This is a genomic window from Xanthomonas pisi DSM 18956 (assembly GCF_001010415.1).
In the GTDB taxonomy this organism is placed as follows: Bacteria; Pseudomonadota; Gammaproteobacteria; order Xanthomonadales; family Xanthomonadaceae; genus Xanthomonas; species Xanthomonas pisi.
On record NZ_JPLE01000015.1, the window covers coordinates 24,174 to 48,423 of the forward strand.

Here is a 24,250-nt window from a genome sequence, read left to right on the forward strand (position 1 = left end):
ATCTCCTGCCATGCATCCAGTCCCTTCTACCGACGCGATACCGCGCCACATTGCCATCATCATGGATGGCAACGGGCGTTGGGCGCAGCGTCGGCGACGTCCGCGCATGATCGGCCATCGCGCCGGTGCGCGGGCGGTCAATCGCACCATCGATTTCTGCCTGGAAAAAGGCGTATCGGCGCTCACCCTGTTCGCGTTTTCCAGTGAAAACTGGGGCCGCCCGCAGGAGGAAGTCGATGCGCTGATGAAGCTGTTCCTGCATGCGCTGGACCGCGAGGTCGAAGAACTGCAACGGCGCGGGGTGCAGGTGCGCTTTATCGGCGAACGCAGCCGCTTCGCCGCACCGCTGCGCGAACGCATGGCCGCTGCCGAGCGCACCACTGCCGGCAACACGCGCCTGGTGCTCAGCATCGCGGCCAGCTACGGCGGCCGTCAGGACATCGCGCTGGCCGCGCGTGCGCTGGCCGAAGAGGTGGCGGCCGGACGCCTGCAACCGCACCAGATCGACGAGGCCCTGCTGTCCAGCCGGGTCGCACTGTCGGACCTGCCGGCGCCGGATCTGTTCATCCGTACCGGTGGCGATACCCGCATCAGCAATTTCCTGTTGTGGCAGCTGGCCTATACCGAGCTGTGGTTCACCGAAACCCTGTGGCCGGAGTTCGATGCCGGCGTGCTGCAGCAGGCGCTGGACGACTATGCCGGGCGCGAACGCCGGTTTGGCCTGACCAGTGCCCAGATCGCCGACAAGGCGACGGAGACGTCCTCCGCATGACCAAGACCCGCGTGATTGCCGCGCTGATCATGGCGCCGCTCGCCATCTGCGCGATCGTGCTGCTGCCCACCCAGTGGCTGGCAGCGCTGGCGGCGATCCTGTTCCTGACCGGTCTGTGGGAGTGGCTCAAGCTCTCCGGCATCGACGACAGCCTGCCGCGCACCGTGCTGCTGATGCTCAACCTGCTGCTGATGGTGTTGATGGTGTGGGCGTCGGCCGGCTCCATGGTGCTGTTCCAGATCGCCGCCCTGGTGGGGGTGGTCTGGTGGGTGCTGGCGCTGCTGTGGCTGCGCTTTTTCACCTTCGGCGCCGATCATGGCAACGGCCAGGCGCGCGCGCTCAAGCTCGCTGCCGGCACGCTGGCAGTGCTTCCGGCCTGGGCCGCGCTGGTGCTGCTGCATGCCAACCCGGACAAGGGCAACCTGTGGCTGCTGACCGCGCTGACCATGGTCTGGGCGGCCGACTCGGGGGCGTATTTCGCCGGGCGCGCGTTCGGCAAGCACAAGCTGGCGCCGCGCATCAGCCCGAACAAGACCATCGAAGGCCTGCTCGGCGGGATGGTCGCCGGTATCGCAGTGGCCTGCGCCTTCGGCTGGCTGGCCGGACTGACCCTGGCGCATGTGCCGCAGCTGGTCCTGGTCGCAGCGGTGGCGGTGCTGGCGTCGGTGCTCGGCGACCTGTTCGAGAGCCTGCTCAAGCGCCATGCCGGCGCCAAGGATTCGGGCACGGTCATTCCCGGGCACGGCGGCGTCCTGGATCGCATCGATGGCGTGCTCGCCGCTCTGCCGGTGTTCGCACTCGGCAAGGAAATTCTCGGATTCTAAGCATGGCTGGCTCTTCTCCCCGCCAGGTCGCCGTGTTCGGCGCGACCGGCTCGATCGGCACGTCGGCATTGGACGTGATCGCCCGCCATCCGCAGCGGCTGCGCGCCAGCGTGCTGTCTGCGGGCAGCCAGGTGGATGCGCTGCTGGCGCTGTGCGCCACGCATCGCCCCGCGCACGCGGTGATTGCCGACGAGACCCTGTACCCGGCCCTGCGCGACGGGCTGCGTGCGGCCGGCCTGGCCACCCAGGCGCATGCCGGGACGGCGGCGCTGGATGCGCTGGCCGGCAGCGATGCCTGCGATACCGTGGTGGCCGCGATCGTGGGAGCGGCTGGCTTGCCCTCCACGCTGGCCGCCGCGCGCGCCGGCAAGCGCCTGCTGCTGGCCAACAAGGAATCGTTGGTGCTGGCCGGCGAGCTGCTGACCCGGACTGCGGCGTCCGCCGGCGCGGACATCATCCCGATCGACAGCGAACACAGCGCGATCTTCCAGTGCCTGCGTTCCTGCGACGCCAGTCGCGGCGTGCGCCGGGTGATCCTGACCGCGTCAGGCGGCCCCTTCCGTGGCTGGGATCGCAGCGCGCTGTCGGCAGTGACGCCGGCGCAGGCGGTTGCGCACCCGAAGTGGTCGATGGGCCCGAAGATCTCGGTGGACTCGGCCACCTTGATGAACAAGGGCCTGGAAGTCATCGAGGCGCACCACCTGTTCGGCTTGCCCGGCGAGCAGATCGACGTACTGGTGCATCCGCAAAGCCTGGTGCATTCGCTGGTGGAATTCGTCGACGGCTCAACCCTGGCCCAGCTCGGCCTGCCGGACATGCGCACCACCCTGGCGGTGGGCCTGGCATGGCCGGAGCGGGTCGAATCGGGGGTGGCGGGCCTGGATCTGCTGCAACAGGGCCGGCTGGATTTCGAGGCGCCCGATACCGCCGCATTCCCCTGCCTGCGCCTGGCCTGGGAGGCCTTGCGCGCCGGCGGCACCGCGCCGGCGATCCTGAACGCGGCCAACGAAGTGGCTGTTTCAGCGTTTCTTCAGGGCCAAATAGGTTTCCTAGCGATCCCTGCGTTGGTCGAACACACGCTGACAACGCTCCCACGGCACAATGCCGACTCCCTCGACACCCTGCTTTTTGCCGACGCGCAAGCCCGGCAAACCACCGAACGCGCCCTCGCCAACCACGCCCTTCATGCCTGATCGATCCACGCAGCCGAGTTGCATCCATGGGTGATTTCATCGGTTCGGTCTGGTGGATGATCGTCAGCCTGGGTCTGTTGGTGACGTTCCACGAATTCGGACACTTCTGGGTCGCGCGCCGCTGCGGCGTCAAGGTGCTGCGTTTTTCGGTGGGCTTCGGCGGGCCGTTGTGGATGCGCCGCGACCGCCACGGCACCGAGTTCGTGGTAGCCGCGATCCCGCTGGGCGGTTACGTCAAGATGCTCGACGAGCGCGAAGGCGACGTGCACCCGGCCGAGCAGGACCAAGCGTTCAATCGCAAGACGGTGTGGCAGCGCATCGCCATCGTCGCGGCCGGCCCGATCGCCAACCTGTTGCTGTGCATGGCGATGCTGTGGGCGATGTTCGTGGTCGGCAAGCAGGATTATTCGGCCACCGTCGGCCGCGCCGACGGCCTGGCCGCCGAAGCCGGGCTGACACCGGGCGAGCGCATCGTGCGCATCGACGGACGCAGCGTGAGCAGCTGGAGCGATGCCAGCATGCAGCTCACCACCGCGGCCATGGACAAGCGCGACATCCAGGTGCTCACCGCCGCCGAGGGTGGCGGCAACCGCGAACACACCCTGCGTCTTTCGCAGCTGCCGGTCGGTTTCGACGAGCGCCGCGTGGCATCCCTGGCCGGCATCGGCTGGCAGTTCATGTTGCAGCCACCGGTGATCGCCGAAGTGGTGCCCGGTTCGGTGTCCGATGGCCTGCTCAAGCCGGGCGATCGCATCGTGGCCATCGATGGCCAGCCGATCCGCTCGGCCGACGACATCATTCCGCAGGTGCAGGCGCTGGGCGCGCACGGCGGGCCGGGCATGATCGAAGTGGCGCGCGGCGAAGACCGCCTGGCGCTGGAAATCGCACCGCGCAGATCGCCGCAGGGCCAGTGGATGATCGGGGTCCGCCCCGCCGCCGCACCGGCGCCGCAATACGACAGCCGCCAGCAGTACGGCATCTTCGCGGCGGTGCCTGCGGCGATCCGCGAAACCGGCAAGATGACCGCCGATTCGCTGGGCATGATGAAGCGCATGCTGACCGGCCAGGCCTCGGTCAAGAACATTTCCGGCCCGGTCACCATTGCGCGTGCCGCCAATGCCTCCGCCGAACGCGGGCTCGACTGGTTCCTGTATTTCCTGGGATTGCTGTCGCTCAGCCTGGCGATCATCAACCTGATGCCCATCCCGATCTTGGACGGTGGGCATCTGCTGTATTACCTTATCGAGTTGGTCAAGGGCAGCCCGATCAGCGAACGGGCCATGATTGCCGGGCAATATGTCGGCCTGGCAGTCCTGGCCGGGTTGATGGGACTGGCGTTCTACAACGACATCCTCGGCCTGGTTCCACGATGAAACTGCTCCACTCTTTCCGCCTGTTGTCGTCGTCATACGCCGGCACCCAGCAACACCCGAAATCGACTCCAACCGGATGTGACATGACGCGTCTTCCCACTCGCCGCCTGCTTGCCCTCGCTCTTGCCGCCGGCCTCAGCCTGCCAGCCGTTGCCCTGGCCGCAGAGCCGTTCGTTGCCAGCGACATCCGCGTCGACGGCCTGCAGCGCATCGCTTCCGGCACCGTGTTCACGTATCTGCCGGTGAACCGCGGCGACACCGTGGACGACGCCAAGGTGGCCGACTCGATCCGGGCGCTGTACCGCACCGGTTTCTTCGAGGACGTGCAGCTGGACCGCCAGGGCAACATCCTGGTGATCACGGTCAAGGAACGCCCGGCGATCAACAAGCTCACCGTGACCGGCAACAAGGACATCAAGTCCGAGGAACTGCTCAAGGGCCTGGGCGACATCGGCCTGACCGAGGGTGGCACCTTCGATCGCCTGAGCCTGGACCGCGTGACCCAGGAACTGACCCGCCAGTACAACAACCGCGGCAAGTACAACGTCGAGATCACCCCGACGGTGAGCCCGCTGGACCGCAACCGCGTCGACGTGGCCATCGCGATCAAGGAAGGCAAGGCGGCCAAGATCCGCCACGTCAACCTGATCGGCACCGAGAAGTTCGCCAACGAGGACATCCTGGAGAACTGGGAGTCCAAGGAGCACAACTGGGCCTCGTGGTATCGCCGCGACGACCAGTACTCCAAGGAAAAGATGTCCGGCGACCTGGAGAAGCTCAACTCGTGGTACCTGGACCGCGGCTATGTCGATTTCAGCATCGACTCCACCCAGGTCTCGATCAGCCCCGACAAGCGCGACATGTTCGTCAGCGCCGGCGTCACCGAGGGCGAGCAGTACAAGATTTCCGAGATCAAGGTCACCGGCGACACCGTGCTGCCGCAGGCCGACATCGAGCGCCTGGTGATTCCCAAGGCCGGCGACATCTTCTCGCGCGCGCTGCTGGAGTACACCTCCGATGCGATCACCAACACGCTGAGCAACGTCGGTTACGCATTCGCCAAGGTCAACCCGATTCCAACCCCCAACCGCGAGGACCGCACCGTTGCGGTGAACCTGCAGGTGGTGCCGGGCCCGCGCGTGACCGTGCGCCGCATCCTCTACAAGGGCAACAGCCGCACCTCCGACGAGGTCTTGCGCCGCGAAATGCGCCAGTTCGAAAACACCTGGTACTCGCAGGCGGCGATCGACCGTTCCAAGATCCGCCTGCAGCGTCTGGGCTATTTCGAGTCGGTGAACGTGGAGACTCCGGCGGTGCCTGGCAGCAACGACCAGGTCGACGTGATCTACGACGTCAAGGAAACCACCTCCGGCAGCTTCGTGTTCGGTCTGGGTTATTCGCAAAGCTTCGGTGTGACCACCTCGGTGCAGTTGTCGCAGAACAACTTCCTGGGCGGCGGTAACCGGGTGGCGGTGGAAGCCTCGCGCAGCACCTTCCAGCAGCGTTACGCGTTCTCCTATACCAACCCGTTCTTTACCGACGACGGCGTGTCGCTGGGCTACAACCTGTCGTGGCGTTCGCTGGATTACTCGGACTTCAACACCGCGCAGTTCAACAGCAAGAACGGCTCGGCGCAGGTGGTGTTCGGCGTGCCGATCACCGAGAACGACACTGTCTCGGCAATGGTGGGCATCGACAGCAACCAGATCACCACCTTCCCGGGCACCACGCCGCAGGCGATCGTCGACTACATCGATGCGATCGGCACGCGCACCTTCCATGCCTGGCGCAGCGAGCTGGGTTGGGCGCGCGATACCCGCAACGACTTCTTCATGCCGACCCGCGGCATGTACCAGCGCGTCGGCCTGGAAACCACCCTGCCCGGCTCGACCGTCGAGTACTACAAGCTCAACTACCAGATCTCCAACTACTGGCCGATCATCCCGGCGCTGGTGTTGAACACGCGCTTCGAGCTGGGTTACGGCGACAGCTACGGCAACGACAGCACCCGCGTGGTCACCAGTCCCAACGGCACCTCGCGCACCATCACCGCCACCGGCCTGCCGTTCTACGAGAACTTCTACGCCGGCGGTACCAACTCGGTGCGCGGCTTCGAAGACAACACCCTAGGCCCGCGTTCGGAGCCGATCAACGGCTTCAACCGCGGCCAGCCGCTGGGTGGTTCGTTCAAGACCGTCGGTTCGGTGGAAATGTATTTCCCCAAGCTGTTCGACAGCCCGTCGGCGCGCGTGTCGGCGTTCTTCGACTTCGGTAACGTCTACGACGGCGTGGACAACTTCAAGGCCAACGAGCTGCGCGCCTCCACCGGTGTGGCGCTGTTGTGGCGCGCCCCGGTCGGCCCCATCTCGATCAGCTACGCGTTCCCGCTGAAGAAGGAAGACAACGACGAGATCGAACGCCTGCAGTTCACCTTCGGCGGCCAGTTCTAAGACGCACGCAAAACAATGGCGGCCCGATCGATCGGGCCGCCATTGTTTATCTGTCGTACCTGAGGCGTTACAGGTTCAGAAGTAGCTCTGGAACAGCGTGCTCAGGCAGCTCGCCGTACCGCTCCAATCGGACGGATCGACACACTGGACCTGCTGGTCCCAGAAGCTCTTAGCGTCGGCCTGCTGCTGCGCGAAGTCGTCGGCCGAGGCGCTGCTGACTGCGCCAAGCAGGACGATGCCGGCGAACATGGAGAGGAGAGTTTTCATATGCTTCTTCCTGGGTTAGCCGCTCGGTTGCGGCCAGGCAACAGATACGCCTGACTGTTTAGCGGATTCTTGGCTATGTTTTTTTTCCGTAAAAACAGCCACTTACTGTTTACGCGAGGTTCACCTGATGGCCCTGACCGCTACTGCGATTGCCGAACAATTTGGTCTGACCGTCGTCGGCGACGGCGCAACCGAAGTCACCGGGGTGGCGACGCTGGCGCATGCCGGTGCGGGCCAGCTGAGCTTCCTGTCCAACCCGCGCTACCGGCCGCAGCTTGCCGACACGCAAGCGGCGGTGGTGGTGGTACGCGCCGATGACGCTGAGGCGGCGCACGGCACCGTGCTGGTTGCCAAGGACCCGTACACCGCATTCGCCAAGATCGCCGCGTTGTTCGACGTGGCGCCGGTCCGCGAGCCCGGCATTCATCCCCTGGCGGTGATCGACCCCAGCGCGCAGGTGTCGCCCGGTGCGCATGTCGGGCCGTTCGTCAGCATCGGTGCGCGCAGCCGCGTGGGCGATGGCTGCATCATCGGCACCGGCAGCATCATCGGCGAAGACTGCGTGGTGGACGACGGCAGCGAGCTGATCGCCCGCGTCACCCTGGTCACCCGCGTGCGGCTGGGCAAGCGCGTGCGGATCCATCCCGGCGCGGTGATCGGCGCCGATGGCTTCGGCCTGGCGATGGATGCCGGCCACTGGATCAAGGTGCCGCAGCTGGGCGGCGTGGTGATCGGCGACGATTGCGAGATCGGCGCCAACACCTGCATCGACCGTGGTGCGCTGGAAGATACCGTGCTCGAAGAAGACGTGCGCGTGGACAACCTGGTGCAGATCGCCCACAACTGCCGGATCGGCGCGCACAGCGCGATCGCCGGCTGCACCGGCATTGCCGGCAGCGCCAAGATCGGCCGGTATTGCCTGCTCGGCGGGCACGTCGGTGTGGTCGGCCACCTGGAGATCTGCGACAAGGTCGTGATCACCGGCAAGTCGGTGGTGCGCAATTCCATCCACGAGCCGGGCGAGTATTCGTCCGGCACCCCTCTCACCGACAATCGCACGTGGCGCAAGAATGCCGCGCGCTTCAAACAACTCGATGCGCTGGCAAGGCGCATTCTGGCTGTGGGCAAGGAGAACGCATGAGTCACCCCGTTTACGAGCTGCCGATCGACGTCAACCAGATCCAGACGCTGATCCCGCACCGCTACCCGTTCCTGCTGATCGACCGGGTCATCGAACTGGATCTGGAAGCCAAGCGCATCGTCGGGCAGAAGAACGTCAGCATCAACGAGCCGTTCTTCCAGGGGCACTTCCCGAGCCGTCCGGTGATGCCGGGCGTGCTGATCATCGAGGCGCTGGCGCAGGCCGGCGGTGTGATGACCCAGCTCGGCCTGGGCCGCGATGCGCTGTCCAAGCTGTTCTACATGGTCAAGGTCGACAACGCGCGCTTCAACAAGCAGGTGGTGCCGGGCGATGTGCTGATCCTGGAGGTGCAGATGAAGCGCCTGATCCGCAACATGGGATGCTATTACGGCGAGGCCAAGGTCAACGGCGAAATCGTGGCCAGCGCCGAAGTCATGTGCGCCGGCGCCAAGGAATAACCGTTTTGGAGGTGAGACACGATGCGTGATCAAGCACCCTTGATTCATCCCACCGCCGTCATCGACCCGTCGGCGCAACTGGCCGACGACGTGCGCGTTGGCGCGTTTTCGCTGATCGGCGCCGACGTGCAGATCGGCGCCGGCACCGAAGTGGGGCCGCATTGCTCGATCCACGGCCCGACCCGGATCGGCCGCAACAACCGGTTCATCGGTCATGCCGCAATCGGCGGGGAACCGCAGGACAAGAAGTACGCCGGCGAGCGCACCGAACTGGTGATCGGGCACGGCAACGTGATCCGCGAATTCGTCACCATCAACCGCGGCACCGGTGGCGGCGGTGGCATCACCGTGGTCGGCGACGACAACTGGATGCTGGCCTACACGCACGTGGCGCACGACTGCCATGTCGGCAACCACTGCGTGTTCTCCAACAACACCACCCTGGCCGGCCACGTCACCGTGGGCGACTACGTGATCATCAGCGGCTTTGCCGGCGCGCATCAGTTCTGCCGCATCGGCGCGCACGCGTTCCTGGGCATGGGCGCGCTGACCAACGGCGACGTGCCGCCGTTCACCATGGTCGGCAGCGAGTCGCTGGGCCGCCCGCGCGGCATCAACAGCGAAGGCCTCAAGCGCCGCGGCTTCGATGCCGAACGCATCACCGCGATCAAGCGCGCCTACCGCACGCTGTACGTCGCCGGCCTGCCGCTGGCAGACGCCAAGGCGCAGCTGGCCGAACAGGCCAAGGACAGCGACGATGTCCGCGGCATGCTCGAGTTCATCGAAGCGGCGGAACGGCCGTTGTTGCGATGACGGCCGGGATTCGGGATTCGGGATTGGGGATGCAAAGCGTCCACACCACACCGGGCGAAGTCGTGCATGACGCGCTAGCCAATCCCCAATCCCCAATCCCCAATCTCCGCGCCCCACGCATCGCCCTGATCGCCGGCGAAGCCTCCGGCGACATCCTGGGGGCCGGGCTGATTGCGCAGTTGCGGCTGCGCTATCCCGATGCGGAATTCGTGGGTATCGGCGGCGATGCAATGCGCGGTGCCGGCTGCCAGACATGGTTCGATGCCAGCGAGCTGGCGGTGATGGGGCTGACCGAAGTGCTGCAGCACCTGCCGCGGCTGTTGAAGCTGCGCCGCGCCTTCCGCGAGCGGGTGCTGGCGTGGAAGCCGGACGTGTTCATCGGCATCGATGCGCCGGATTTCAATCTGCCGGTCGAGCGCTGGCTCAAGCAGCGCGGCGTGCGCACCGTGCATTACGTCAGCCCGTCGGTCTGGGCATGGCGCGAAAAACGTGCCGAGAAGATCGGCGCCAGCGCCGACCTGGTGCTGTGCCTGTTTCCGATGGAGCCGCCGATCTACGCCAGACACGGCGTGGACGCGCGCTTCGTCGGCCACCCGATGGCCGACGACATCGCCTACAAGGCCGACCGCGAGGCGGCCCGCGCGACCCTGGGCATCTCCGCCTCCAGCACCGTGCTGGCGGTGCTGCCGGGCAGCCGGCACGGCGAGATCAGCAAGCTGGGCGACACCTTTTTCCAGGCCGCCTGGCTGGTCTCCGAGCACCTGCCCAACCTGCATGTGCTGGTACCCGCGGCCAACCCGGGCTGCAAGCAACTGCTGGCCGAGCAGCTATCGCGCAGTTCGTTGCCGGTGATGCGCTCGCATCTGCTCGACGGCCAGGCGCGTACCGCGATGCTGGCCGCCGACGTGGTGCTGCTGGCGTCGGGTACCGCCACGCTGGAGGCGATGCTGGTCAAGCGACCGATGGTGGTCGGCTACAAGGTCGCGCCGCTGACCTACCGCATCGTCAGGACGCTGGGCCTGCTCAAGGTCAACCGCTACGCGCTGCCCAACATCCTGGCCAACGACGACCTCGCCCCGGAGCTGATGCAGGACGACTGCACCCCGGAGCGGCTATGCGTGGCGCTGCTGGACTGGTTCAAACACCCGGAAAAGGTCGCCGCCCTGCAACCGCGCTACCTCGCCCTGCACGCCGAGCTGCGCCGCGATGCGTCGGCGCGTGCGGCCGATGCGGTGGCCGGGCTGCTGGAGGGCCGGGATTCGGGAGTGGGGATTGGGGATTCGTCAGGGGCAAAAGCGTGAAGATCATTGCTTCGGGCACCCAAGCCGATAGCGCCAGCGCCGAGGCGCGCCAGTCGCCCTTGTTTGGCCAATCCCAAATCCCGAATGCCGAATCCCGGCGTTTGATCGCCGGTGTCGACGAAGCCGGTCGCGGTCCGCTCGCCGGGCCGGTGGCGGTCGCTGCAGTGGTGTTCGATCCTGCCAAGCCGCGCATCAACGGGCTGGACGATTCCAAGCAACTGACCGCGCAGCGCCGCGAGCAGCTGTACGCGCGCATCGTCGAGCGGGCGCTGGCGTGGTCGGTGGTGTTGATCGACAGCGAGGAGATCGACCGCATCAACATCTACCAGGCCACCATGCTCGGCATGCGGCGGGCGGTGGAAGGCGTGGCGCATGTGGCCGGGTTTGCGCGCATCGACGGCAACCGGGTGCCCAAGGGCCTGCCCTGCCCGGCCGAGGCCTTGGTCGGCGGCGATGCGCTGGACCGCGCCATCATGGCCGCCTCGATCGTGGCCAAGGTCACCCGCGACCGGCTGATGCACGCCCTGCACGTCCAGCACCCGGAATACCGCTTCGATCAGCACAAGGGCTACGCCACGCCGGTGCATCTGGCCGCGCTGCGCAGCCACGGACCGTGCCCGCAGCACCGCCGCAGCTTCGCGCCGGTACGGATGGCGCTGGAAGGCCGGAACCCGGTACCGGTGACCGAAGACGGGGAACAGCTGCAGGTCGTGCAGTTCGCCGCGCCGCTTTGAGACGCAGAAGGTCCAAGCAGCCTGGGCATGGCAACCGGCGACGCGTTGCCTGTCGCTGGGCCCACGGGCTCGGCCAGTGGGCGACTGACTGTCGTGGTCGATCCAGGCGCCGGAAACAGCCGCACAGACTGCCGTTGGCACAGGCCATCGAAGCCACGCAGTGTCTTGTCCGCATCGGTCGGCCGCTGCCGGGAGTGGCGCCGATCGGCTGTCCAACGCGCCCCGACAAGCGATCCTGGGCGTTTTCCCGGCTCCCGATCCCGAGTCCCCAGCCCCGGCAGCCACCTGTCAAGCCTTGTTCGTCCCCGCCCCCGCCGGTACCCTGACCGCGCATTATTCCGGTCTCGCATGTCCACTTCCCGTTTCGTCCATCTGCACGTCCACACCGAGTTCTCGTTGGCGGATTCCACTATCCGCGTGCCCGAGAAACCGGATCAGGCTGACCCGAAAAAGGCCAAGCAGGCCAACCTGCTGAGCCGGGCGGTCGAGCTCGACATGCCTTCCCTGGCTGTCACCGACCTCAATAACCTGTTCGCGCTGGTCAAGTTCTACAAGGCGGCCGAAGGCGTCGGCATCAAGCCGATCGCCGGCGCCGACGTGATGATCGCCACCCCGGACATGACGCCCTGGCGCATGACCCTGCTGTGCCGCGACCGCGAGGGCTATCTGAGCCTGTCGCGGCTGCTGACGCGCGCCTGGATGGAAGGCCACCGCCCCGAAGGCGGCGTGGCGATCCATCCGGAATGGCTGCAGGCCGGGCACGCCAACCTGTTTGCCCTGGCCGGCCGCGACAGCCTGGCGGGCCGTCTGTTTTCCGAGGGTCGCGCCGACCTGGCCGAGCAACAGCTGGCCGACTGGCAGCGCGTGTTCGGCGATGGCCTGCACCTGGAGCTGACCCGCACCGGGCGCGAGGGCGAGGAACGCTTCAACCAGTTCGCCCTGCATGCCGCCGGCGTGCGCGGCCTGCCGGTGGTGGCCAGCAACGATGTGCGCTTTCTCTACGCCAGCGACTTCAACGCGCACGAAGCGCGCGTGTGCATTTCCTCCGGCCGCGTGCTCGACGACCCCAAGCGCCCGCGCGACTACAGCGACCAGCAATACATGAAGTCCAGCGAGGAGATGGCGGCGCTGTTCGCCGACATCCCCGATGCGATCGACAACACCCACGCGCTGGCGCAGCGCTGCAACATCGAGATGCGCCTGGGCACCTACTTCCTGCCCGCCTATCCGGTGCCCGAAGACGAGACGCTGGACAGCTGGATCCGCAGCCAGTCGCGCGACGGTCTGGCCGCACGCCTGGAAAAGAGCCCGATCGCGCCCGGCAAGACCCGCCAGGACTATGTGGACCGGCTCGAATTCGAGCTGGACACCATCATCAAGATGGGCTTCCCCGGCTACTTCCTGATCGTGGCCGACTTCATCCAGTGGGGCAAAAATCAAGGCATCCCGATCGGCCCGGGCCGCGGTTCCGGTGCCGGCTCGCTGGTGGCCTGGGCGCTGCAGATCACCGACCTGGACCCGCTGCCGTACAACCTGCTGTTCGAGCGCTTCTTGAACCCAGAGCGCGTGTCGATGCCCGACTTCGACATCGACTTCTGCATGGATCGCCGCGACGAAGTCATCGACTACGTGGCGCGCAAGTACGGCCGCGAGCGGGTCAGCCAGATCATCACCTACGGCACCATGGCCGCCAAGGCGGTGGTGCGCGACGCCGGGCGCGTGCTCGGCTTCACGTACGGGTTGGTCGACAGCGTCGCCAAGCTGATCCCCAACATCCTGGGCATCACGCTCAAGGATGCGATGGGCGAAGGCAAGGATTCGGAGATGGCCTCGCCGGACCTGATCCAGCGCTATCAGGTCGAAGACGACGTGCGCGACCTGATGGACCTGGCGCGCCAGCTCGAAGACCTCACCCGCAACGCCGGCAAGCATGCCGGCGGCGTGGTGATCGCGCCCGATCCGCTGTCCGAGTTCTGCCCGCTGTTCGCCGAACACGACGAAGACGGGCGCGGCAAGAATCCGGTCACCCAGTTCGACAAGGACGACGTCGAAGCGGTCGGCCTGGTGAAGTTCGACTTCCTCGGCCTGCGTACGCTGACCATCATCGACTGGGCGGTCAAGGCGATCAACGTGCGCCACGCGCGCGCCGGCATCGACCCGGTCGACATCACCACCATTCCGCTCGACGACGTGCCCACCTACAAGGGCGTGTTCGCCTCGGGCAACACCGGTGCGGTGTTCCAGTTCGAATCCTCGGGCATGCGCCGCCTGCTCAAGGACGCGCGCCCGGACCGCTTCGAAGACCTGATCGCGCTGGTGTCGCTGTACCGCCCCGGCCCGATGGACCTGATCCCGGACTTCAACGCGCGTAAGCACGGCCAGCAGGAGATCGTGTATCCCGATCCGCGCACCGAAGTCATCCTGAAAGACACCTACGGCATCATGGTGTACCAGGAGCAGGTGATGCAGATGGCGCAGATCGTCGGCGATTATTCGCTGGGCGGCGCCGACCTGTTGCGCCGCGCGATGGGTAAAAAAGTGCCGGCCGAAATGGCCAAGCACCGCGAAATCTTCCGCGAAGGCGCGGCCAAGGGCGGAGTGAGCGCGGCCAAGGCCGACGAAATCTTCGACCTGATGGAGAAGTTCGCCGGCTACGGCTTCAACAAGTCGCACGCCGCCGCCTACGCCCTGGTCAGCTACCAGACCGCCTGGCTGAAGCGACATTATCCGGCCGAATTCATGGCCGCGACCTTGTCCTCGGACATGGACAACACCGACAAGGTGGTCGGCTTTCTCGATGAGGTGCGCAACCTCGGCCTCACCGTCAAGCCGCCGCGGGTCAACGAATCTGCCTACATGTTCGAGGCCGCCAGCCCGGACACGATTCAATACGGCCTGGGCGCGATCAAGGGCGTCGGCCAGGGCGCCTGCGAGGCGATCGTCGAGGAACGCCAGCGCGGCGGCCCCTACACCACGCTGCTGGATTTCTGCACGCGTGTGGGCACCGCAAAGCTCAACCGCCGCACGCTGGAAGCGATGATCAATGCCGGCGCGATGGATGGGCTGGGCAAGAATCGCGCCTCGCTGATGCTGCAATTGCCGGAAGTGATGAAGGCCACCGAGCAGATGGCGCGCGAACGCGCCTCGGGGCAGAACTCGCTGTTCGGCGGGCCGGACCCCAGCGCGCCGGCGATGCGCCTGGACCTGCCCGAAAGCAAGGAATGGCCGCTGGGCCAGTTGCTCACCGGCGAGCGCGAAACGCTGGGCTTTTACCTCAGCGGCCACCCGTTCGACCCGCATCGCGACGAAGTGCGCGAGCTGGTCGGCTGCGACCTGGGCGCGCTGGAAAAGATCCTGGCCTCGCAACAACGCGGCGGCGGCGGCGGTGGCGATGGCGAAAAACGCGCCTGGCGCCCGGAGGTCAGCGCCATCCTGGCCGGCCAGGTGATCGGCGTACGCCGCAAGGGCGACAGCCAGGTGTTCGTGCAGCTCGAAGACGGACGCGGGCGGGTGGAATGCAGTGCGTTCTCCGATGCCATGGCCGAGTTCGGGCATCTGCTGACCCGCGACCGCATCCTGATCGTCAAGGGTGGCCTGCGCGAGGATGAATTCAACGGCGGCTACAGCCTGCGCATCCGCCAGTGCTGGGACTACGAACAGATCTGCGCCGAGCATGCGCAACGCCTGTCGCTGCGCCTGGACCTGCGCGAGAAGCAGGCCTTCAAGCGCATCGACGCGTTGCTGGCCAAGCACCGCCCCGGCAAGACGCCGCTGCGCCTGGACCTGCTGCTGCGCGCGCCCAGCGGCGGCGTGGCCGGCATGCTCGACCTCAACGGCAGCCACTCGGTGCGCATCGACCAGCACCTGATGGACAGCCTGCGCGCCGACCCGGCGGTGCGGACCCTGAAGATCAAGTACAGCCCTCCGTGGGCGTGAGGGGCCGGGATTGGGGCATTCGGGAGTGGGGATTTGCAACGGCGGTCTACCGGCACGTCGAAGCCTCGATAGTGCTCTTGCGAATCCCGAATCCCGAATCTCCAATCCCTGCCGTGCATCCGAACGGCCCCGTACGGGCCGAAGGCAGCGCTTCCGCTACACTCCCCGCCTTACGTTGACGACGCCATTGCATGAATCCTAACTACCTCGACTTCGAGCAACCCATCGCCGATCTGGAAGCCAAGATCCAGGAACTGCGCAACGCCAGTACCGGCCCTGCGGTCAACGTGGAGACCGAGGTGCGGGCGCTGCGCGACAAGGCACGCGTGCGCACCGCACAGATCTTCCGCGACCTGTCTTCGTGGCAGATCTCGCAGCTGGCGCGCCACCCGCAGCGCCCGTACACGCTGGACTACATCAACACCATCTGCGACCAATTCCAGGAGCTGGCCGGCGACCGCGCCTATGCCGACGACAAGGCCATCGTCGGTGGCCTGGGCCGCATCGACGGCCGCCCGGTGGTCATCATCGGCCACCAGAAGGGCCGCGATACCAAGACCAAGGTGGCGCGCAACTTCGGCATGCCGCGCCCGGAGGGCTACCGCAAGGCGCTGCGCCTGATGAAGCTGGCCGAGCGCTTCCGGCTGCCGTTGCTGACCTTCATCGATACCCCCGGCGCCTACCCGGGCATCGGCGCCGAAGAACGCGGCCAGTCCGAGGCGATCGCGCGCAACCTGCTGGAAATGGCAGAGCTGAAGGTCCCGGTGATCTGCACCGTGATCGGCGAAGGCGGCTCCGGCGGCGCGCTGGCGATCGGCGTGGGCGACCGCACCTTGATGCTGGAATACGGCACCTACTCGGTGATTTCGCCCGAAGGCTGCGCCTCGATCCTGTGGAAGGACGCGGCCAAGGCCAAGGACGCCGCCGAACAGCTCGGCCTGACCGCCAGGCGACTCAAGGGCCTGGGCCTGGTCGACAAGGTGATCCGCGAACCCACCGGCGGCGCACACCGCAACCCCGAGCAGATGGGCAAGCGGCTGAAAGCGGTGCTGCTCAACGAGCTCGGCGCGCTGGAGAAAATCCCGGTCGAAGCGCTGCTGCAGCAGCGTTACGAGCGCCTGCGCAGCTACGGTGCCTACGAAGGAAACTGAATCCTGCGGCTCCGCCTGGCGGAGCCCCGAGGAACTTGCACCAGGGACAAGGACTCCTACCGGCATGAGCCCCCTCATTCTTCTGTCGATCGTGTTGCAAATCGCCTGCTGCGTGCATGTCGTGCGCAGCGGACGGCCGCTGTACTGGATCCTGATCCTGCTGACATTTTCGTATCTGGCGGTGTTGATCTACGCCTTTGTCGCCGTCATCCCGGACATGCGTAACGACCCGACCGCACGCCGCGGCCTGCAGCGCGTGCGCCGGACGCTGGACCCGCAGCGCGACCAGCGCGATGCCGCACGCAAACTGGATGTCTCCGACACTCCGGAAAACCGCCGCCAGCTGGCCCGCACCCTGCTCGAACAGCGCAACTATGCGCAGGCCGCCGAGGTCTACGAAGGCGCCTTGCGCGGGCTGTATCGCGACGACCCGGACCTGATGCTGGGGCTGGCACAGGCGCAGTTCGGTCTTGGCAATGCCGCGCAGGCACGCCAGACCCTGGATGCCTTGATCGCCGCAAACCCCAGCTTCCGCTCGCATGACGGGCATCTGCTGTACGCGCGTGCGGTGGAAAGCAGCGGCACCATCGAAGAAGCGCTGCACGAATACCAGACGCTGGTGCAGGGCTATCCTGGCGAAGAGGCACGCGTGCGCTATGCGCAGTTATTGCAACGCGCTGCGCGTCCGGGGGAAGCCAGGGCCGTGTTCGACCAGGTGGTGCGTCGCGCCGCCGCTTCGCCCAAGCATTACCAGCGCGAGCAACGCGGCTGGATCGATCAGGCGCGCAAGGGCCTACGCGACTTGGATTCGATCGCCTGAGTCAGGCCGGGGTCTGCGCCATCTGCGCAAATCTGCTCCTTCCCACGCACTGGCGCCATGCGGCGACAGCGAACAGCGCTCCATGCAGCGACCGCACCGGAGTGGCGCGCGCCGACAAGGCGACGCTGCGCCGCCTTGTCGGCATCACGGCTTAAAAAGGCTTGGCCAGCACCAGCCAGATCACGCCGACCAGCAGGATCACCGGCACCTCGTTGAACAAGCGCAACGCCCGTCCGCTCGGGACCGCGCGGCCCTGGTCCACGCCCTTCAACCAGCGCCCGGCCACGATGTAGTGCGCCAGGATCAAGGCCACCGCCAACAGCTTGGCGTGCAGCCAGCCGCCGGTCACCATCGTCGGGAAGTCGGGGATCACGCGATAGCCTTGCCATAGCACCGCTCCCAGCAGCAGCGCCAGACCGAGCATGCTGTGGCCGAACGTGTAGAGGCGGCGGCCCATCAGCACCAGCCGCGCACGCACGGACGGCTCGCTGCCGGCTTCGGCGATATTGACCAGAATGCGCGGCAGATAGAACACCGCCGCCATCCAGGCGATCACGAACAGCAAATGGAAGGTCTTGATCCACAAATACAGGGTCATGCGCTGGCTCCGCTGGCTCGCGTAGGATGGCCCGCATTTTCACCTATCCGCGCACGCGAAAGCAGCTGAGCCCCATGCAGCAGTCAGACGAAAAACAGTACGACGCCCAGTATTTCCGCCGCTGGTACCGCGATGCGGGGTTGGCCGACCCCGCCCGCCTGCGACGCAAGGTCGCACTCGCCGTCGCACAGGCCGAGTACTACCTGGAGCGACCGATCCGCAGCGTGCTGGATATCGGCTGCGGCGAAGCTGCCTGGCGCGCGCCCTTGTTGGCGCTGCGGCCCAAGCTCAGTTACCTGGGCTTCGACAGCAGCGCGTACGCCGTGCAGCGCTACGGACGCAGCCGTCAGATCCACCCTGCCCGCTTCGGCGATTTCGCCTGGCTGCGCCCCGGCGCACCGGTGGACCTGTTGATCTGCTCGGACGTGCTGCATTACGTGCCAACGCGTGAATTCAACCAGGGCCTGCCGGGGCTGGCGGAGATGTGTGCGGGCGTGGCGTTTCTGGAGACCTTTGCGCAGGAAGATGCATTCGAAGGCGACCACGACGGCTTTCAGCCACGCCCCGCACGCTGGTACCGCAAGCGCTTTGCCAGCGTCGGATTCGCGGCGTTGGGGTCGCACTGCTGGTTGTCGCCGCAGCTGGCTGGTGAGGCATCGGCGCTGGAGCGCGGTTGACCACTACGTTGGCTGCTTGCGGCACTGATCGCGTGTAGCTTGGCTCCTTACCGCGCCAGCGGCGCGGGCGCTCCAAGGCACGCGCACCATGGCGCGCAAGCAGTGCCTTCTCGCCCCGCAGGTTCAGGGGCTTGTTTCTGCAGTTTTGCGCAGGCCGTCCATAGCGTACCGGCGAACGCGGTCTACCATCCGCACGGAGCTGTTCCTTCTCCCACCGGGAGAAGGTGCCCCGCAGGGGCGGATGAGGGTACGGGCGAAGCTTGGTGGAGTTCGAGTGCATATAGCTTCGCTCCGTACCCTCACCCCCGCTCCGCGCCCCGGCCCGCGCTTGCGGCGCGGGCGCTCCAAGGCACGCGCGCCATGGCGCGCAAGCAGTGCCTTCTCGCCCCGGAGGGAGAGGGGCTTTAATAGTCGCGATCTTCCCGGGCGAAGCCGTTCGGAAGATCACAAATAGCGCTAGCTCAAGCTACTGACGCCCGCCATAGCTCCTATGACAGCCTCTACCGTCCGCAGCCCCATTAAGGTGCAAATGCGCCAAACCCGGTATGCTGCGCGGCAGCAAAACCGCACGGATGGGTGGAATGCTTTATCAACTGCATGAGCTGACCCGCAATCTGCTAGCCCCCTGGGTGCATCAGGCCCAGGCGAACGCCAAGATGTTCTCCGACCCCGACAGCCTGTGGGCCTCGCTTCCCGGCGCCGAACGCATGGCGGCCAGCAACGAGCTGTTCCATCGGCTGGGCAAGGAATACGAAAAGCCGGCCTGGGCACTGGACGATGTCGAGGTCGATGGCCATTCGCTGCCGATCATCGAACGCGAGGTGCTGAGCAAGCCATTCTGTCGCCTGCTGCGCTTCAAGCGCTTCAGCGACCACGTCGAGCTGATCGGCAAGATGAAGGAGCAGCCGGCCGTGCTGGTGGTGGCGCCGTTGTCCGGCCATCACGCCACCTTGCTGCGCGACACCGTGCGCACCCTGCTGCGCAACCACAAGGTCTATGTGACCGACTGGGTGGATGCGCGCATGGTGCCGCTGGAAGCCGGTGCGTTCCGGCTCGAGGACTACATCACCTATATCCAGGACTTCATCCGCCATATCGGCGCCGAGCGCCTGCATGTGGTGAGCGTGTGCCAGCCCACCGTGCCGGTGTTGGCGGCGGTGTCGCTGATGGCGACCAACGACGAACCCACGCCGCGCTCGTTGGTGATGATGGGCGGGCCGATCGATGCACGCCGCAGCCCCACCCAGGTCAATAACCTGGCGACGGAAAACGGCATCGAGTGGTTCCAGAACAACCTGATCCACACCGTGCCGTTCCCGTATCCGGGGCATGGCCGCCAGGTGTACCCGGGCTTTCTGCAGCACGCCGGCTTCCTGTCGATGAACCCCAATCGGCATGTGATGTCGCACTGGGATTTCTACACCGACCTGGTCAAGGGCGACCTGCAGGATGCGCAGGCGCACCGGCAGTTCTACGACGAGTACAACGCCGTGCTCGACATGCCGGCCGAGTATTACCTGGACACGATCCGCGTGGTGTTTCAGGACTTCCTGCTGCCGCAGGGCAAGTGGAAAGTGGACGGCCAGCTGGTCAAGCCGTCGGCGATCCGCAACACCGCCCTGTTGAGCATCGAAGGCGAACTGGACGATATCGCCGGACTCGGCCAGACCGAAGCGGTGCACGATCTGTGCACCGGTATCGATGCGGCGCACCGTCGCCACCTGGTGGTGGAAGGTGCCGGCCATTACGGCATCTTCAGTGGCCGTCGCTGGCGCGAAGTGGTCTACCCGCAGGTGCGCGAGTTCATCGCGCGCTATGACGCAGACCCGGTCGGCAGCCGCGACCCCGCCACCGTCACGCCCATCCGCAAGCGCGGCAAGCGCGCCTGAGCGCCTGAGCGCAAGGACAAACGCTCCCGGTCGTCGTCGACCGGGAGCGTTTTTTTTATGCGCGTGATTGCCTCATCCATCGCTGCAGGAACGCATGCGTGTGGCCGTCCCCGTCGAACCGCTCGCGCAGGACGCAGGCCCGCTCAGCGTGACCGCCTGCGCGAGGCCGCCTGCATCGTGCGACTCAGATCGCACCGCTCTTGACCAGCAGATGCTTGGCCAGCATGCCGTGCACGGCGCCGATCGCACGCGCCAGGTGCAGGGTCACGAACAGCAGCAGCACACCGAGCGCGCAGATCGGCAGCGTCAGCCATCCATTGACGACGTCCACACCATCGAAGGTCATCACCACGCCGGAGTCGAACAGTGACAGCACGGGCGCGAAGACGAACCCCAGCGAAATCGCCAGCAGCGTGACGAATACCGTGAAGTACACGATGCCCAGCGGCAGCATCAGCAGGAAGTACAGCATGGTGCTCCAGGTGCGCAGGTCGGTGAACATCTCGCCGATCCGCTGCAGCCAGCCGCCCTGCGAGCCCGGATGGGACGGTCGGCGCGGCATGCGCACCCCCAGCAAGGTTTCCACCACGCGTCCTTCCACCAAGGACAGCATCCGCACCGACCCGAAGAACAGCACCAGCAGCGGCACGCCGATGATCAGGATCAGCAGGCCCAACGACAGGCTGCCCCCGGCGACCACCCAGGTGAAATAGAAGATGCCGGTCAGCAGCGACAGCAACATGTAGAACAGCGCGCCGTAGGTGCGCGGGTCGGCGGCCACACCGAAGAACTTGCCGATCCATGAGGCACGCCGAGGCGGCAGCGGCGGGCGCAGCGCACGACTGACGGTGACTTCGGTTTCGCGATAGATCTCGGCCACTTCATCCGGCGCGCCATAGCTGCCGGCGACGCCTGCGATGACCTCCGCCTCGCTCTTGTCACGGTGTTCGGCAAGCTCGGCGCGCAGATATTCCTCGGCGTCGTAAAGCGCATCCTGGACCATCGCCGGGTCGGCACCGGCCAGCGCCTGCCGCAGTTGCGTCAGGTAATCGGCAATGGTGGTCGGCAACGGACGTGTCTGTGCGATCGTCATCATGAGTGGGTCCCCTCCAGCACGGAATCAACGGAATCACGGGTGGCGCGCCAGGCGGCGATCCATTGGCGCAGGCAGTCATGCCCGCTGTCGGTAATGCGGTAGTAGCGTCGCGGTGGTCCCGATGCGGACGGCTCGATATGGCTGTGCAACAGCCCCGCCCCCTCCAGATTGCGCAACACCGGATACAAGGCGCTCTGTTTGCCGCTGAGCACACCCTCCAGCCGCTCGAGCCGCTTGGCGATCAAATAGCCGTACAGAGGTTCTTCGGCCTGGGCCAGCACCGCCAGCAAGGCCAGCGACACGGTGCCTGCACTCAGCTCCTTCTGAAATTTGCGCAGGTGGACATCCGGCTCGCTCATCGGCCATCTCCGCTAGGTCGAAGCTCATGCTATGTAGAACCTAGCTATAGCGAATGTGCCGGTAGTCATGGGCGGGGATTGGGGATTCGGCATTGGGGATTCGCGAAAGCAAAGACAAAGGCGGGGCCGCCGGCTCGCTGGAGCAATCGTTGGCATCGCAATGCGGTCGACCGCAGACGCAGCGTCGCCTTCGCTAATCCCCCAATGCCGAATCCCCAATCCCCGCCCCACTCGCGCCCGCCTGTGCAAACCCCAGTGCGTTCATGAGCTTAGAACCTTTGGGTTACTGCCTTTCTGGCACGGCTTAACTACAGTCGACGTCCCCCGTGCCGATAAGTTTCGCTCAGGGGTTTTTCACTTTTCGATGGGGCAATACGATGCAATTGACACGCTTGGCGCAGCCGGCCATGGCTGAAACTTCCTTTGGAGCCACCCGGCGCCTGTGCCTCGCGATCGGGTTGGCGCTGCCGGTACTGGGCTTTGCGCAGACACAACCTGCGCCCGCCAATGCCGAACAGACCCAGCCGGAGCCTGCCAAGCCACCGGTCACCGCCGCACCCGCCACCGCCAAGGGCTACCCGCTCGAAGCGCAGGGCTGGGGCGCCAAGCAGGGTGGCAACATGTGGCAGGTGCGTTGGGCCGAGGACTGGTCGTATTTGAAGGACCCGTCCAAGCGCAAGAGCCCGTTCGACCCGCTCAAGTACATCCCGCTCAATGCGTCGGGCGATGTCTACGTGTCGCTCAGCAACGAGCTGCGCGTGCGCAGCAATACCATCACCAACCCGGGACTGATTCCCGGCAGCCATTCGCAGCAGCAATACCTGTTGCGCGCGTTCTTCGGTGCGGACCTGCATGTGGGCGAACACTTCCGTCTGTATACGGAACTGGCGCACGGCAGCCTGGATGGCCGCAACGAGGGCACCAAGACCGGTACCCAGGAAAACAACGCGATCCTGCAACAGGTGTTCTTCGACGTGAAGGGCAACATCGGCGGCGCCGATACCGGTCTGCGTGTCGGCCGCCAGGTGTTCGTCGACGGGCCCACCACCTTGATGGCGCTGCGCGACAACACCGATATCTTCGTGACCTTCAACGGTGCGCGCGCCTGGGCCATCGGCGAAAAGACCCGCGTGGACGTGTTCGATTTCAATTTCAACCTGGATGGCACCGAAGGCCTGGGTGATGACCGCATCGACCGCTCGCGGCATTTCCGCGGCGTGGTGGGCGGCTATCGGTTGCCGACCGCCAAACCGATGTATCTGGAACCGTTCTTCTATCAGTTCCGCAACGACAACCAGGTGTGGGGCCGCCAGACCGCGGAAGAAAACCGCAACTACTACGGACTGCGGTTGTGGGGCAACGTGGGCAAGCTGCGTACCGACTCGTTCGTGACCGTGCAGCGCGGCAGCTTCGGCGGACGCGACCTGCGCGCCTACATGGCCAGCACCTCCAATGCGTGGACGCTGAGCGACAACGGCTGGAAGCCGCGCCTGGGCTTCCATAGCGAAATCGCCTCCGGCGGTGGCGGCACGTCCGGCACCGGCACGCTGCGCAACAACAACTTCCTTTATGGCAACACGATCTACTTCAGCTGGGCCACCTTCTTCGGCCCGGTGAACCTGGTCACTGCCGCGCCGACATTCACGTTCTCGCCCACGTCCAAGCTCACCGTGAACCTGGAATGGGAAACCCTGTGGCGGCAGACCACCAGCGATGCGATCTACAACAATCAGGCGCGCGCCTATGCACGCACCCAGAGCACCGGCGAACGTCGCATCGGCACCATGCCGCGCATCAACGCGACGTGGAATATCGATCCGAACTGGTCGGTGACCTTCCGCGCCGAGCATCTGATGGCAGGGCCTGCCCTGGAAAAGGCCGGTTACGGCGATTCGACCTTCGTGATGGGCTGGTTGAATTTCCGGTTCTAAACGCGGCGGTTGGTCGGCGCGCTGCAATCGGCTGACGCGATGTGCGTGGGTTTTGGTCTGACGCGTTGCTGTTGGATCACATGCCGCGTCCGGCCGGGACGCGGCATGTTGGTTTTCAGCGCTGGTCTGATGACACAGCGCTTTTCGCATGCTGCACGCAACAGACAAGCGTCGCCTGCGGTCACTTGTGGCGACGGATTGTCGCGCTGCCCGGCCGGTCGACAATGCCGCAACCGGCTGTATTGCACACGCAAACGCGGTCCGCATCCGTCATCGGCCTGCCTGTACCGGGCACATCGAAAAGGCGCTGTCCTTACTGATCAACGGCGCCCTGCGCTCTGCCGCAAGCGCACTGCCTGCCAACGGCCAGCGGTCGTCAGCCGCAGCTATTTCCGGTTTGCGGACATCCCCTGGAGAGTGACGCCTTTCAGTGCCCCCTGCGCGCATCGGCAGACAAGCAAACGCGC

The 24,250-nt window shown here is 65.8% G+C and carries 20 protein-coding genes; 16 read left to right on the plus strand and 4 right to left on the minus strand.

Going from position 1 to position 24,250, the window contains the following annotated elements:
* The first annotated feature begins 10 nt into the window (after nt 1-10).
* The 5 genes from uppS to bamA all read left to right on the plus strand — a co-directional run bounded on the left by uppS (nt 11) and on the right by bamA (nt 6,612).
* Nucleotides 11-772: a polyprenyl diphosphate synthase gene (gene uppS, locus Y887_RS03535; RefSeq protein WP_046963037.1), complete on the plus strand. Its 762-nt coding sequence runs from the start codon at nt 11-13 to the stop codon at nt 770-772.
* Nucleotides 769-1,596 carry a phosphatidate cytidylyltransferase gene (locus tag Y887_RS03540; RefSeq protein WP_039423350.1) on the plus strand — a complete coding sequence of 276 codons (828 nt, stop codon included), beginning with the start codon at nt 769-771 and terminating at the stop codon, nt 1,594-1,596. Before uppS ends, Y887_RS03540 begins: the two co-directional genes overlap by 4 nt.
* Before the next feature lie 2 nt (nt 1,597-1,598).
* Nucleotides 1,599-2,789 (plus strand): 1-deoxy-D-xylulose-5-phosphate reductoisomerase, encoded by a 1,191-nt coding sequence (locus tag Y887_RS03545; RefSeq protein ID WP_046963038.1) that lies wholly within the window; start codon nt 1,599-1,601, stop codon nt 2,787-2,789.
* 26 nt (nt 2,790-2,815) lie between these two features.
* Nucleotides 2,816-4,162: an RIP metalloprotease RseP gene (gene rseP, locus Y887_RS03550; protein ID WP_046963039.1), complete on the plus strand. Its 1,347-nt coding sequence runs from the start codon at nt 2,816-2,818 to the stop codon at nt 4,160-4,162.
* Nucleotides 4,163-4,245: 83 nt separating this feature from the next.
* A complete protein-coding gene (gene bamA, locus Y887_RS03555) occupies nt 4,246-6,612 on the plus strand; it encodes an outer membrane protein assembly factor BamA (protein WP_046963040.1) in 2,367 nt (788 codons plus the stop codon).
* Nucleotides 6,613-6,687: 75 nt separating this feature from the next.
* Here bamA and Y887_RS03560 read toward each other — a convergent pair whose 3' ends face one another.
* Entirely contained in the window at nt 6,688-6,879 is a 192-nt protein-coding gene (locus Y887_RS03560; RefSeq protein ID WP_046963041.1) for a hypothetical protein, read from the minus strand.
* A 127-nt stretch (nt 6,880-7,006) separates the two neighbouring features.
* Between Y887_RS03560 and lpxD the strand changes: the two genes are divergently transcribed.
* From lpxD to Y887_RS03600, 8 genes are all read left to right on the plus strand, one after another.
* On the plus strand, nt 7,007-8,020 hold the full coding sequence (gene lpxD / locus Y887_RS03565; protein ID WP_046963042.1) for a UDP-3-O-(3-hydroxymyristoyl)glucosamine N-acyltransferase: 1,014 nt from the start codon (nt 7,007-7,009) through the stop codon (nt 8,018-8,020).
* A complete protein-coding gene (gene fabZ, locus Y887_RS03570; RefSeq protein ID WP_046963043.1) occupies nt 8,017-8,478 on the plus strand; it encodes a 3-hydroxyacyl-ACP dehydratase FabZ in 462 nt (153 codons plus the stop codon). The genes lpxD and fabZ overlap by 4 nt, the downstream gene beginning before the upstream one ends.
* A gap of 21 nt (nt 8,479-8,499) precedes the next feature.
* Complete coding sequence (gene lpxA, locus Y887_RS03575) at nt 8,500-9,291, plus strand: acyl-ACP--UDP-N-acetylglucosamine O-acyltransferase (RefSeq protein WP_046963044.1); 792 nt, start codon at nt 8,500-8,502, stop codon at nt 9,289-9,291.
* A gap of 29 nt (nt 9,292-9,320) precedes the next feature.
* Nucleotides 9,321-10,592 (plus strand): lipid-A-disaccharide synthase, encoded by a 1,272-nt coding sequence (gene lpxB, locus Y887_RS03580; protein ID WP_046963045.1) that lies wholly within the window; start codon nt 9,321-9,323, stop codon nt 10,590-10,592.
* Nucleotides 10,589-11,326, plus strand: a complete 738-nt coding sequence (gene rnhB, locus Y887_RS03585; RefSeq protein ID WP_046963046.1) for a ribonuclease HII — start codon at nt 10,589-10,591, stop codon at nt 11,324-11,326. The genes lpxB and rnhB overlap by 4 nt, the downstream gene beginning before the upstream one ends.
* A 348-nt stretch (nt 11,327-11,674) precedes the next feature.
* Nucleotides 11,675-15,262 (plus strand): DNA polymerase III subunit alpha, encoded by a 3,588-nt coding sequence (gene dnaE, locus Y887_RS03590; RefSeq protein ID WP_046963047.1) that lies wholly within the window; start codon nt 11,675-11,677, stop codon nt 15,260-15,262.
* Between the two features lie 191 nt (nt 15,263-15,453).
* On the plus strand, nt 15,454-16,413 hold the full coding sequence (locus Y887_RS03595; protein WP_046963048.1) for an acetyl-CoA carboxylase carboxyltransferase subunit alpha: 960 nt from the start codon (nt 15,454-15,456) through the stop codon (nt 16,411-16,413).
* A 64-nt stretch (nt 16,414-16,477) separates the two neighbouring features.
* Nucleotides 16,478-17,233, plus strand: coding sequence for a tetratricopeptide repeat protein (locus Y887_RS03600; RefSeq protein WP_046963049.1), 756 nt, complete (start codon nt 16,478-16,480; stop codon nt 17,231-17,233).
* Nucleotides 17,234-17,384: 151 nt separating this feature from the next.
* Here Y887_RS03600 and Y887_RS03605 read toward each other — a convergent pair whose 3' ends face one another.
* Nucleotides 17,385-17,831: a HemJ family protein gene (locus Y887_RS03605; RefSeq protein ID WP_046963050.1), complete on the minus strand. Its 447-nt coding sequence runs from the start codon at nt 17,829-17,831 to the stop codon at nt 17,385-17,387.
* Nucleotides 17,832-17,905: 74 nt separating this feature from the next.
* On the opposite strand from Y887_RS03605, the gene Y887_RS03610 reads away from it, so the two are divergent.
* Entirely contained in the window at nt 17,906-18,508 is a 603-nt protein-coding gene (locus Y887_RS03610) for a methyltransferase (protein WP_084725917.1), read from the plus strand.
* 545 nt (nt 18,509-19,053) lie between these two features.
* Nucleotides 19,054-20,397 (plus strand): polyhydroxyalkanoate depolymerase, encoded by a 1,344-nt coding sequence (locus Y887_RS03615; protein ID WP_005993627.1) that lies wholly within the window; start codon nt 19,054-19,056, stop codon nt 20,395-20,397.
* A gap of 184 nt (nt 20,398-20,581) precedes the next feature.
* Here the strand turns inward: Y887_RS03615 and Y887_RS03620 are convergent, their stop codons facing one another.
* Nucleotides 20,582-21,493 (minus strand): sensor domain-containing protein, encoded by a 912-nt coding sequence (locus Y887_RS03620; protein ID WP_046963052.1) that lies wholly within the window; start codon nt 21,491-21,493, stop codon nt 20,582-20,584.
* Nucleotides 21,490-21,852 carry a PadR family transcriptional regulator gene (locus Y887_RS03625; protein WP_046963053.1) on the minus strand — a complete coding sequence of 121 codons (363 nt, stop codon included), beginning with the start codon at nt 21,850-21,852 and terminating at the stop codon, nt 21,490-21,492. Before Y887_RS03625 ends, Y887_RS03620 begins: the two co-directional genes overlap by 4 nt.
* A 377-nt stretch (nt 21,853-22,229) precedes the next feature.
* Here Y887_RS03625 and Y887_RS03630 point away from each other — a divergent pair, with 377 nt between their 5' ends.
* Nucleotides 22,230-23,783, plus strand: a complete 1,554-nt coding sequence (locus Y887_RS03630; protein WP_046963054.1) for an alginate export family protein — start codon at nt 22,230-22,232, stop codon at nt 23,781-23,783.
* Nucleotides 23,784-24,250 lie beyond the last annotated feature (467 nt).